Source organism: Caulobacter sp. BK020 (assembly GCF_004342605.1).
In the GTDB taxonomy this organism is placed as follows: Bacteria; Pseudomonadota; Alphaproteobacteria; order Caulobacterales; family Caulobacteraceae; genus Caulobacter.
In genome coordinates this window covers 21,695-33,193 of record NZ_SLZL01000024.1, presented here as the reverse complement: position 1 = coordinate 33,193, position 11,499 = coordinate 21,695, and the positions used below count along the sequence as shown (strand labels likewise).

Here is an 11,499-nt window from a genome sequence, read left to right as displayed (position 1 = left end):
AGCCTTCGTTCTGGCCGTCGTCAGACGGCGCGCGCGTCTTCCAGGATCATGTCCGCGGCTTTCTCCGCGATCATGACGATGCCGGCGTGGGTGTTGCCCGAGAGGACAGAGGGCATGATCGAGCCGTCCACGACCCGCAGGCCGGCTATCCCGTGAACCTTCAGCCGCTTGTCCACCACCGCGCCCGGATCGCTTCCCATCCGTGCGGTGCAGGTGGGGTGATAGATCGTGCTGCCGCGTTCGCGACAGTAGGCCAGGAGCTGGTCGTCGGACGCGCAGTCCAGGCCCGGCTCGGCCTCGCTTTCGACGAAAGGCAGCATGGCGGGCTGGCGCATGATGTCGCGCAGCACCTTCAGTCCGCCGACCGTGACGCGGCGATCGGTTTCGGTGGCCAGGTAATTCGGATCGATGGCGGGGGGTGTGAACGGATCGGGGCTGACGATCTTGAGTGTTCCCCGGCTCTCGGGTCGCAGCTGGCAGGACGAGGCCGTGAACCCCGAGAAGGCGTGCAACTTGTCGCCCATCTTGGTGGTCGAGAAGTTGATGAAGTGGATCTGGGTGTCGGGCAGGGCCACGGCTGGGTCGGTCTTGAGGAAAGCCCCGGCATAGCCGGCGCTGACCGTCAGCGGCCCGCGGCGCTGCAGGGCGAATTTCAGCCCCACGCCCGCCATCCGCCACGGACTGCGCATGTCGTCGTTGAACGTGATGGGCCGGGCGCAGCGCAGGACCATCCGCACCTGCAGGTGATCCTGGAGGTCGGCGCCGACGCCCTGAAGATCATGGATCACGGGTACGCCGTGCGCGCTCAGCAGGTCGCCCGGCCCGACCCCGGACAGTTGCAACAGCTGGGGCGAGCCGATGGCGCCGGCGGCCAGGACGACCTCGCCGCGGGCGGTCGCGCGCGCCAGTTCGCGGTCGCGGCGCCACTCCACGCCCACCGCCCGACGTCCTTCGAGCACCAGCTGGGTGGCGTGAGCGCGGGTCACGACGGTCAGGTTGGGCCGTTGGCGCGCCGGGCGCAGATAGGCCACGGCGGAGCTGACGCGAAGGCCGCGCCGCGAAGTGGTCTGATAGTAGCCGGCGCCTTCCTGGGTCGCGCCGTTGAAGTCGTCGTTGCGCGGGTGCCCCGCCTCTTGCGCCGCCGCGATGAATGCGTCGCACAGCGGGTGAGGCTCGGCCTGGTCCGAAACGGGCAGGGGACCGCCCTGGCCATGGAAGGCGTCGGCGCCGCGCACCTGGTCCTCAGCCTTGCGGAAATAGGGCAGGACGTCATCATGGGACCAGCCGACATTGCCCAGCCGTCGCCAGGCGTCGAAGTCCTCCTTCTGGCCACGGACATAGACCAGGCCGTTGATCGAGCTGGATCCTCCCAGCACCTTGCCGCGCGGCTGGTTGATCCTGCGGTCGTTGAGGCCGGGCTGAGGCGTCGTCTGGAACATCCAGTTGACCTTGGGGTCGACGAACAGCTTGCCGTAGCCCAGCGGGATGTGAATCCAGGGATTGCTGTCCTCGCCCCCCGCTTCCAGCAGAAGAACCTCATACCTGCCGTTCGCGCTCAACCGGTTGGCCAGCACGCAGCCCGCCGAGCCCGCGCCGACGATGATGTAGTCGAAGGCGCCGAACTCACGCATGCAGCACCTCGCGGGCCAGTCGGGCCACCTCGTCGGCTATGGCCAGGGAGGCCGTCAGGCCGGGGCTTTCGATGCCGAACAGGTTGATCAGGCCGGCGCCCGGTTCGGCGGGGTTGGCTTCGATGCGGAAGTCGGCGGCTGGCTCGCCCGGGCCCGAGATCTTGGGGCGAACGCCGGCGTAGCCCGGCGTCAGGGCGCCGTCAGGCAGGCCTGGCCAGTAGCGCCGCACCGCGCCGTAGAAGCGCTCGGCGCGTCGGGGATCCACCGCGTAGTCGGGTTCTTCGACCCATTCCACGTCGGGCCCGAACTTGGCCTGCCCGCCCATGTCGAGCGTCAGGTGGACGCCGAGGCCCCCGGGCTCGGGGGTGGGATAGATCAGGCGACTGAAGGGAGACCGTCCCGACAGGGTGAAATAGCTGCCCTTGGCGTAGAAGGCCGTGGCCTTGGCACGGGACGGCAGTCCCTCGGCGGCGTCCGCCAGGCCTGGAGCGCCGAGGCCGGCGCTGTTGACCACCAGTCGCGCCTTCAGGGACGGTGCGGGGTCTTGGCCGATGGTCAGGGCGACGCCGTCAATGTCCAGACGCATCGCCGTCACGGGGGTGAGAAAGGCCGTCATCGCGCCGCGCGCCTCGGCCTCGCCCTGGAGCGACAGCATGTAGGCGTGAGAGTCGATGATGCCGGTCGACGGCGAATGCAGGGCGGCCACGCAGGCTAGGGCCCGCTCCATCGCCCGGGCGGCGTCGGCGTCGAGCCAGGTCAGGTCGTCGACGCCGTTGGCCAGGGCGGCCTGCCGGATGCGTTCCAGCTCCGGGATCTGGTCGACATGGCTGGCGACGATCAGCTTGCCGCAGCGCCGGTGCGGAATATTGCGGCTCTCGCAATAGGCGTAGAGCTGGGCCTTGCCTTCCACGCACAGCCGCGCCTTCAGCGAGTCCCTGGGATAGTAAATGCCGGCGTGGATCACCTCGCTATTGCGCGAGCTGACCCCCGAGCCGATGTGATCCTGCGCCTCCAGGATCACCACCTCGCGGCCGGCCACGGCCAGCGCGCGCGCCGCCGCAAGACCGACGACCCCGGCGCCGATCACTACGCATTCGACTGTGTCCATGCACCAGCGTAAACACGGGATCGGCGCGGGTTGAAGTCGAGCCCGGCCAGGATCGCGGACGCGATCAGCCGAGCTCCGCATGGGGTGTTTTTCGGGAAGCGGGTCTCCTAGTCTGGCCTTGGACGGAGATGACATGACCGGCGATTCTGAGATCCTGGAACGCGACAGCGGCGGGCCCCGGGCCATGGGGCGGGTGCTGGCCCTGCTGGAGTTGCTGGCTGGCGCCCCGGTGGGCCTACCGCTTGCCGACATCTCCGTCGCGCTCGGCGTGCCCAAGAGCACGCTGCTCAACAGTCTTCGTCCCCTGGTCAGCGACGATTTCCTGGTCGTCGAGGGGCCGCTGTACCGGTTGGGGCCGCGCGCCTTCCGCCTGGCGGCCACCGTCGGTTCGGCCTACGACCTGCCACGACTTGTGAGGGGTTATCTGCGCGCCCTGGCCGACGCGACGCAGGAATCGGTCAATCTGGCCGTGCTGGACCACCAGACCCACCGGTTCGTCTATATCGACGTCCTCGAAAGCCCGCGTCCCGTGCGCTACACGGTGCGTCTGGGCATGAGCGGTCCGCTCTATTCGACGGCGGCGGGGCGGGTGCTGCTGGCCTATCAGTCGCCCGACTATCAGAACGACTACGTCGCCAAGGCCAAGCTGACTCCGTTGACCGCCCGGACCAATACCGATCGCGAGGTCCTAAGAAGTCAGCTGGAGGAGGTCCGCCGGAAGGGCTTCTGGGTCAGCCTGGGGGAGTCGGTGGAGGATTCCGCCGCCGTGGCCGCGCCGGTGTTCGGGCCGGACGGCGGGGTCCTGGCCGCGGTTTCACTAGGCGCCCCCTCGGATCGGCTTGTGGCCAACCAGGACGCGCTGGTGGCCGCGGTCGTCAAAACGGCCGCGCACGCCTCGGGAGGCATGGCGGCCGCTTGACGCTCCCTCTTTCGGGGAGCTGTCGCGAAGCGATCGGGCTCTCCGCTAGAGGGGCAGGCCGGCCAGCTTCATGCCGTTCTCGTACATGACCTTGGCCGTATCGGCGTCGCTCAGGTCCTTGCACGCCTCGTCGGCGAAGATGCGCGGCTCCTCGACGCCCTCCGAATGGGGATAGTCCGAGCCCATCAGTAGCCAGTCGGCGTCGCCGGTCTGGTCGACGATGGCTTTGATGTTGTCCTCGGGATAGGCGACGATCTTGACGTGGCGCTTGAAGATCTTGCTCGGCCGCTCTTTCAGCTGGCCGGCCGGCCAGTAGCCGTTCTTGGCCATGCCGCGCACCTTGTCCATCTTGACCAGCATCGAGGGCACCCATTCGGCGCCGTTCTCGGCCGAGATCAAAGTGATGTTGGGGAACCGCTCGAAGAAGTTCAGCAGGACGAAGCTGGACAGGGTCTCGATCACCGGCCGTTCCGAATAGCCGTGCATCCACATGAACGCGGTCTGACGCAGGCGCGACTTCTGCATCGGCTCGCCCCAAACGGCCATGTGGTCCTTCAGGTAGATCGCCTCGGACACGTGGAAGACCACGCCGACGCCGGCCTCGTTCAGGATCGCCCAGAAGGGGTCATGGTCGGGATGGGCTGGGGCCTTGCCGTTGTAGGGACCCATCGGCATCAGCACGAACTTGGCGCCGTTGGCCACCGCCCACTTGGCCTGCTCTATCGCCTGGGGCAGGTCCGCCAGGGTCAGGACCGGGCAGCTGAAGATCTTGTTCTTGTAGTTGAATTTCCACTGGTCGAGCATCCAGCGGTTATAGGCGTTGAGGATGGCGTAGGCCGGATCGGGCTCGTCCAGATAGCTGATCGCGCTGACGAAGTTGCCGCAATAGAGCATCGACGAGCGAACGTCCCACCTGTCCAGAACCTTCTCCCGCTCTGCCGGGTCGGTCATGGTCGGGGTGATCGGCACCCGCATGTCGACCTCGGCCTTGCCTTCCTTCTGGGCCCGCAGCCACTCGTGCAGCTTGCCGGGCGGCGGGATCTTGAAATCCTCGGTCATGTAGTCGGCGCTGATCTCGACCTTGCGCTTGCCGACGTGCAGGGCGAACTGGCCGTCGTCGGCGACCTTGTAGTTCAGGCCCCAGTCTTCCTTGTACTTGGCCGGCACATAGACGTCGAAGGCCTCCGGGGTCTCATAGAGGTGGGTGTCGGCGTCGAAGATGGGACCCGTGTAGCGCCTGCCGGTCGCGTGCTCAGGGGCGATGGCGGTGTCGGTCATGGAAGGCTCCTCGCCGCGTTCGGCTGGAATTACAGAAAACTGAATATCGTTCAATTTTCTGCGCATGCGGTGTGGGTGTCAAGGTCGCGGGCGGTCGCAGGGGGATCGCGCATGCGATCCTGCGGGTTCAGCCCACCACCAGATCGGCGACCGAGGCCTTCTGCGTCTCGGTCAGCGGCGATGGCCGCCGGCCCGCGCGATCCACATAGACATGGACGAAATAGCCGGCGGCCACCGGCGCCTCGCGGCCCTCGACGAACAGGCCGATCTCGAACCGGATGCTTTTGTCGCCCAGCTTTCCGATGCGCACCCCGGCCTGGACGGTCTGCGGAAACTCGACGGGAGCGAGGAAGCTGCAGCGACTCTCGACACACAGGCCGATCGACGGCGAGTCCGGCAGCCAGATGACGCCGCGCTCGAACAGCATCCGGGTCACGGCGGTGTCGAACCAGCTGTAGTAGATGACGTTGTTGGCGTGGCCGTAGGGGTCGCCGTCGGCCCAGCGCGTTGGAATGTCCACCCACCAGCCGTAGTGTTCGCGGCGCTCGTCCTGGGGCTTGCGGGCCTCGGTCATGCGGCGGCTCCCTGGCGGACGAGGCGCAGGAATTCGGCGCGGGTCCGCGGGTCGTCGCGGACCACGCCGCGCAGGCTGCTGGTGGTCAGCCGCGAGCCCGGCGTGTTGACCCCGCGCAGGGTCATACAGCTGTGCTCGGCCTCGATCACCACCCCGACCCCTTGCGGCTGCAGAACGTCCTCGATGGCCTGAGCGATCTCGGCGGTCAGCTTCTCCTGGATCTGCAGGCGCCGGGCGAAGCCGTTGACCACCCGCGCCAGCTTGGAGATGCCGACCACCTTGTTGGTGGGCAGATAGCCGACATGGGCGACGCCGGTGACCGGCAGCATGTGGTGCTCGCAGAAACTGACCACGCGGATGTTGCTCAGCACTACCAGCTGGTCATAGCCGGCCACTTCCTGGAAGGTCCGCTCCAGATAGCCGTGCGGATCGGTCTCGTAGCCGGAGAACAGTTCGCGATACGACTTGGCCACGCGTTCGGGGGTGTCGAGCAGCCCCTCGCGCGAGGGATCATCGCCGGCCCATTCCAGCAATGTCCGTACAGCGGCTTCGGCATCGGCCTGGCTCGGTTTGCTCATCGGTGGGTGCTCACGCCTTCTCGAACAGGTGAACGGCGGACGCGGTTCCTAGGCCGACCACGTGGGTCAGGCCGATCTTGGCGCCGGGGACCTGGCGTGCGCCGGCTTCGCCGCGCAGATGCAGCGCGACCTCGTACATGTTGGCGATGCCGGTCGCGCCCAGCGGATGGCCCTTGGACAGCAGTCCGCCCGAGACATTGACCGGCACGCGCCCGCCCAGGGCGGTGACGCCCTCGTCGATCAGCCGCCCGGCCTCGCCCAGGCCGCACAGCTGCAGGTTCTCGTAGTGCAGCAGCTCGGCGGTGGCGAAGCAGTCGTGCAGCTCGACTAGGCTGACGTCGAGCGGGTCGATCCCGGCTTGCTCGTAGGCCGACTTCGCCGCCAGCTGGGTGCAGCCGTTGACGTCGGGCATGATCGGGTTGCGCGGGTTCCAGGGATCGGAGGCCAGGGCCGAGGCCAGGACGCGGATCGCCCGCGTCAGGCCCAGTTCCCGGGCCTTCTTCTCGGACACCACGACGGCCGCCGCGGAACCGTCGACGTTCACCGAGCACATCAGCTTGGTGTTGGGATAGGCGATCATCTCCGAGCCCATCACCTCCTCCAGCGGCGTCTCCTTCTGGTAGACGGCCTTGGGGTTCATGGTCGAATGGTGGTGGTTCTTCACCGACACCTTGGCGAACTGCTCGAAGGTGGTGCCGTATTTTCCCGCGTGCTCCATTCCGGACTCGGCGAAGACGGCCGGCATCGAGGCCGAGCCGAACAGGCCCTCCAGCGAGATGCCGGTCTCGTGGCCGGCGCCCAGCATGCCGCGTGGCATCTTCTCGACGCCGACGGCCAGCACCACGTCGTACAGACCCGACTTGACCGCGATCCAGGCCTCGCGAAACGCCGAGGCCCCTGTGGCGCAGGCGTTGGAGATGTTGGTGACCGGAATGCCCGTCTGGCCGATCTCGCGCATGATCGCCTGGCCGGTCATGTCATATGCGCCGAAGACCGACCCGCAGTACATGGCCTGGACGTCGTGGACGCCCAGTCCAGCGTCATCGAGAGCCAGCAGGGCAGCCTCGCCGCCCAACTGAGCGAAGGTGCGGTCCGGATACTTGCCGAACTTCAGCATGTCGATGCCGAGGATGTAGACGTTCTCGCTCATGGCGGACCTCAGGCTGAAGGTTCGAAGAAGAAGGCGACATAGGACGCGCCGTCCTTGTCGGTGCGGCCCAGGGCGTCGCCGAACACCATCCGGACCGGCATGCCGACCGGCAGCGCCTGCGGCTCGGCCGCGACATTGATCAGGTTGCCCTTCAGCGTCAGGCCGTCGTCCAGATCGACGATGGCCGAGATGAAGGGGACGGGCACGCCGGGATAGGAGCGCCGGACGATCGAATAGGCGAGCAGCTTGCCGGTGGTCGGCGCGCGATAGGTCTCGATCGAGTCGCGCGCGCCGCAAGCCGGGCAGGCCAGATGAGTCGCCGCCGTGCGGGCGCCGCAGGCGCGGCAGAGGCGGCCCTCGACGAAAGGCTCGGGCCCGTCCAGGCGGATCCAGGGCAGGGCGGGGCGGGGGGCTAGGGTGTCGGTCTGGGTCATGGCTTGGCCTCAGGCGCCCGTAAACACGGGCGGGCGTTTGTCGAGGAAGGCCTCGACGGCCTCCTTGTGGTCGGCGGTCTCGTGGGCCAGGGCCTGGAAGGCGGCCGACAGTTCCAGCACGTCGGTCAGCCGGGAATGCTGGCCTTCGCGCAGCAGGCGTTTGGCCAGCCGAACGGCGCGCGGCGGATTGGCCGCCACGCGCTCGGCCAGCTTGAGCGCCTCGTCCATCACCAGGTCGGCGGGGACGACCTTGTTGACCAGACCCATCTCGCGGGCCTCGGCGGCGGTGTAGGTGTCGCCCGTCAGGATCATCTCGGCGGCGCGGGCGTAGCCGATGGTGCGCGGCAGAATCCAGGCGCCGCCATCACCGGGCACGATGCCCATCTTGACGAAACTGGCGGCGAACTTGGCGGCGTCCGAGGCGACGCGCATGTCGCACAGGCAGGCGAGGTCGCAGCCCAGGCCGATGGCGTGACCGTTGACGGCGGCGATGCTGGCGATCTCCAGGCCGGCGAAGGCCAGGGCGATCTTCTGTACGCCTTTCTTGTAGTTGTCCCGGGTATCGGCGGGTGTGGCCAGCGGGCCGATGCCGTCGCGATCGCGCATGCCCTTCAGGTTGCCGCCGGCCGAGAACGACGCGCCCAGGCCGGTCAGGACGAGCACCGAGATCGAGCGGTCGGCATTGGCGCGCTCGACCGCCTCGACCAGTTCGGCGCAGTCGGCGTGTTCGCCGATGGCGTTGCGGGTGTCGGGCCGGTTCAGGGTCAGGATCGCGATCCGGCCGCGGGTCTCGTAGAGGACGAAGGGGTCGCGCATGAAGTGACGGTTTCCATCTGCGGATTTGAGGCAAACCATTCCCAAACGCAGGCCGGGACAAGCGTCATGGCGGCTTTAGAGGTGACATATCACCCACACGATGACCCCGACCGTCACCTTGTCACGCGATGGCGCATCGCGACGATGACGCTCTGATACGTGCGCCGCCGGCGGCGTGGGGAGGGAGTTGTCCTATGTCGTCCAAGACCCTGGAAGGTGTCAGGATCCTGGATTTGAGCCGCGTGCTGGCGGCGCCGTTGGCCAGCCAGATGCTCGCAGATCTCGGCGCGGACGTGATCAAGGTGGAGCGCCCCGGCACGGGCGATGAATCCCGCGACTATGGCCCGCCTTTCCTGAAGGATCGCGACGGCAGCCCAACCTCCGACGCGGCCTTCTACCTCAGCTGCAACCGCAACAAGCGATCCGTGACCGTCGACTTGGCCTCGCCGCGCGGCCAGGAGATCGTGCGCCGGCTGGCGGCCGACAGCGACGTGGTGCTGGAGAACTTCAAGACCGGCGCGCTGAAGAAGTACGGCCTGGACTACGAGAGCCTGAAGGCGGTCAACCCGCGTCTGGTCTATTGCTCGATCACCGGCTTTGGCCAAACCGGCCCCCTGGCCCACAAGCCCGGTTATGACGGCGTCTTTCAGGCCATGGGCGGGATGATGAGCGTGTCGGGGCTGCCTGATGACGCTCCGGGCGGCGGCCCGATGAAGGTCGGCATATCGATCGTCGACATCCTGACCAGCCTCTACGCCTCCAACGCCATCCTTGCCGCCCTGCATCATCGCGACGTGGGCGGTGGAACGGGCCAGCACATCGACCTGTCGCTGCTGGACTGCGGTGTCGCTTCGCTCAGCCATTTCGCCATGAACTACTTGGTGTCGGGCCAGATCCCCGCCCGGCGGGGCAACGGCGGTTATGGTGGGGTGCCTTCGCAGACTTTTCGCTGCGCCGACCGCGACATCTTCCTGACGGCGGGCAACAACGCCCAGTTCACCCGCCTGTGCCTGGCGCTGGACCGACCGGACATCGCCAAGGATCCGCGCTTCGACAACACCGCCGGGCGCATTCGCAACCGCGACGCCCTGTTGGCGATGCTGGACGCAGTGTTCGCCACCAAGCCGGCCGGCGACTGGCTGGAGCGGCTCGACCTCGCCGATGTGCCATCCAGCCCGGTCAACGACATCGCCGACGCCCTGGCCAATCCACAGATCGTGCATCGCCAGATGCTCCAGGACGTCGAGCACCCTGTCGCCGGTCCCATCAAGACCCTGAGAAACCCGATCCGGTTCTCCGAAACCCCGATCACCGACTACGTCGCGCCACCCTTGGTGGGCCAGCACACAGACCAGATTCTGGCCGCCGCCGGCTACGGACCAAAGGACATCGAAGGTCTGCGGCACGCCGGTGTCGTCTGATCATCCGACTTTGTAGGCGCGCGTCCGCGCCACGACTTTCAGAAGGAACATTCGCCATGACCGACAAGATCCTGAGCCGCAAGGACGGCGCGATCGGCCACATGATCTTCAACAATCCCGACAAGCTGAACGCCATCTCGCTGGAGATGTGGGAAGGCATGTCGACGATCATGGCCGACTTCGACTCCGATCCGGACATCCGGGTGATCGTCATTTCGGGGGCGGGCGGCGTGTCGTTCATCGCCGGGGCCGACGTCTCGAAGTACGAGGAAGAGCGCATGGGCGAGAACGCCCAGGAGCACTACGCCCAGACCGGCGAGCGCGGCCTGTCGGCGATCTACAACAGCGAGAAGGTGACGATCGCCGCGATCGACGGCTGGTGCATCGGCGGGGGCATCTCGGTCGCCGTGTCGTGCGACCTGCGTTACTGCTCCTCCAAGTCGAAGTTCGGCCAGCCGGCCATGCGCTACGGCATCGGCTATCGCTACAAGAGCCTGTCGCGGCTGGTCGACATCATCGGTGTCCCGGCGTCGAAGGACATGCTGCTGGGCGGCCTGCAGTTCACGGCGGAGGAGGCCTTCGCCAAGGGACTGGTCGGCCGGGTCCTGCCCGAAGGTGAAGCGTTCGGCACCTTCATCGCCAAGACCGCCGCCCAGATCGCCGGTGGCGCGCCGCTGACCGCCAAGCAGGTCAAGTACACCCTGGCCACAATCTTGAAGGATCCCGCCGATCGCGATCTGGCCAAGTGCGAGGAGATGTTCCAGACCTGCTATGCATCGACGGACTACAAGGAAGGCATTCGCGCCTTCGCCGAGAAGCGCAAGCCGCAGTTCACCGGCGCGTGACCGGCGGGCGCGTGACCGGGAGGTTGGAGCGATGAAGGACAAGGTCGTGATCGTGACCGGCGCGTTCGGCGCCTTGGGGCGCGTGGTCGCCCTGGGAGCGGCGGCGCGTGGCGCGCGGGTCGTCGCCGTGGACTACGCGGCCTCGGCGCCAGGCGACCTTGTCTCCGCGCTGGGCGAGGGAGCGCTGTTCAAGGGCGGGGTGGACCTGTCGGACGCGGGCGCGGCGACCAGTGCGATCAATGCGATCGTCGAGGCCAACGGGCGGATCGACGTGCTGGTCAACATCGCGGGCGGTTTCGCGTGGGAGACGGTCGGCGAGGGGGAGGCCGCCACCTGGGAGCGGCTGCACCGCCTCAACCTGATGACGACGCTGAACGCCTCCAAGGCGGCTCTGCCCCACTTGGTCGCCAGTGGCGCAGGGCGCATCGTCAATGTCGGGGCCAACGCCGCGCAGAAGGCGACGACCGGCATGGGGGCCTATGCGGCCTCAAAAGCGGGCGTGCATCGGCTGACCGAGGCGTTGGCGGAAGAGTACAAGGGGCGGGTGACGGTCAACGCGGTCCTGCCCTCGATCATCGACACGCCGGCCAACCGCGCCGACATGCCGGACGCCGACTTCTCGACCTGGGTGAGGCCCGAGGAGCTGGCCGCTGTGATCCTGTTCCTGGCCTCCAGCGAGGCCAGCGCGGTGACCGGAGCTCTGCTGCCGGTCGTCGGCCGCGTATGACAAGGTCGCCAAGACCAT

General features: G+C 67.4%; 12 protein-coding genes. 4 read left to right on the top strand and 8 right to left on the bottom strand.

What is annotated here, in order from left to right; all coding sequences use genetic code 11:
* Positions 1 to 20: 20 nt before the first annotated feature.
* Positions 21 to 1,631 carry a choline dehydrogenase gene (locus tag EV278_RS21345; protein WP_132095840.1) on the bottom strand — a complete coding sequence of 537 codons (1,611 nt, stop codon included), beginning with the start codon at positions 1,629 to 1,631 and terminating at the stop codon, positions 21 to 23.
* Entirely contained in the window at positions 1,624 to 2,820 is a 1,197-nt protein-coding gene (locus tag EV278_RS21340; protein WP_347812835.1) for an NAD(P)/FAD-dependent oxidoreductase, read from the bottom strand. The genes EV278_RS21345 and EV278_RS21340 overlap by 8 nt, the downstream gene beginning before the upstream one ends.
* Positions 2,821 to 2,872: 52 nt before the next feature.
* Here EV278_RS21340 and EV278_RS21335 point away from each other — a divergent pair, with 52 nt between their 5' ends.
* Positions 2,873 to 3,658 (top strand): IclR family transcriptional regulator, encoded by a 786-nt coding sequence (locus EV278_RS21335; RefSeq protein ID WP_165916734.1) that lies wholly within the window; start codon positions 2,873 to 2,875, stop codon positions 3,656 to 3,658.
* 45 nt (positions 3,659 to 3,703) lie between these two features.
* Here the strand turns inward: EV278_RS21335 and EV278_RS21330 are convergent, their stop codons facing one another.
* From EV278_RS21330 to EV278_RS21305, 6 genes are all read right to left on the bottom strand, one after another.
* Positions 3,704 to 4,936, bottom strand: a complete 1,233-nt coding sequence (locus EV278_RS21330) for an amidohydrolase family protein (RefSeq protein WP_132095834.1) — start codon at positions 4,934 to 4,936, stop codon at positions 3,704 to 3,706.
* Between the two features lie 127 nt (positions 4,937 to 5,063).
* Positions 5,064 to 5,510: a thioesterase family protein gene (locus EV278_RS21325; RefSeq protein WP_132095832.1), complete on the bottom strand. Its 447-nt coding sequence runs from the start codon at positions 5,508 to 5,510 to the stop codon at positions 5,064 to 5,066.
* A complete protein-coding gene (gene folE, locus EV278_RS21320) occupies positions 5,507 to 6,088 on the bottom strand; it encodes a GTP cyclohydrolase I FolE (RefSeq protein WP_132095830.1) in 582 nt (193 codons plus the stop codon). Before folE ends, EV278_RS21325 begins: the two co-directional genes overlap by 4 nt.
* Positions 6,089 to 6,098: 10 nt before the next feature.
* Positions 6,099 to 7,238, bottom strand: a complete 1,140-nt coding sequence (locus tag EV278_RS21315) for a thiolase family protein (RefSeq protein ID WP_132095828.1) — start codon at positions 7,236 to 7,238, stop codon at positions 6,099 to 6,101.
* An 8-nt stretch (positions 7,239 to 7,246) separates the two neighbouring features.
* Positions 7,247 to 7,672, bottom strand: coding sequence for an OB-fold domain-containing protein (locus EV278_RS21310; protein ID WP_132095826.1), 426 nt, complete (start codon positions 7,670 to 7,672; stop codon positions 7,247 to 7,249).
* Between the two features lie 9 nt (positions 7,673 to 7,681).
* Positions 7,682 to 8,488: a crotonase/enoyl-CoA hydratase family protein gene (locus EV278_RS21305; protein ID WP_132095824.1), complete on the bottom strand. Its 807-nt coding sequence runs from the start codon at positions 8,486 to 8,488 to the stop codon at positions 7,682 to 7,684.
* A 194-nt stretch (positions 8,489 to 8,682) separates the two neighbouring features.
* Between EV278_RS21305 and EV278_RS21300 the strand changes: the two genes are divergently transcribed.
* The 3 genes from EV278_RS21300 to EV278_RS21290 are packed head-to-tail and all read left to right on the top strand — an operon-like array spanning position 8,683 to position 11,481.
* Complete coding sequence (locus EV278_RS21300; protein ID WP_132095822.1) at positions 8,683 to 9,909, top strand: CoA transferase; 1,227 nt, start codon at positions 8,683 to 8,685, stop codon at positions 9,907 to 9,909.
* 56 nt (positions 9,910 to 9,965) lie between these two features.
* Positions 9,966 to 10,754: an enoyl-CoA hydratase gene (locus tag EV278_RS21295; RefSeq protein ID WP_132095820.1), complete on the top strand. Its 789-nt coding sequence runs from the start codon at positions 9,966 to 9,968 to the stop codon at positions 10,752 to 10,754.
* 31 nt (positions 10,755 to 10,785) lie between these two features.
* Positions 10,786 to 11,481, top strand: coding sequence for an SDR family NAD(P)-dependent oxidoreductase (locus tag EV278_RS21290; RefSeq protein WP_132095818.1), 696 nt, complete (start codon positions 10,786 to 10,788; stop codon positions 11,479 to 11,481).
* Positions 11,482 to 11,499: the final 18 nt, after the last annotated feature.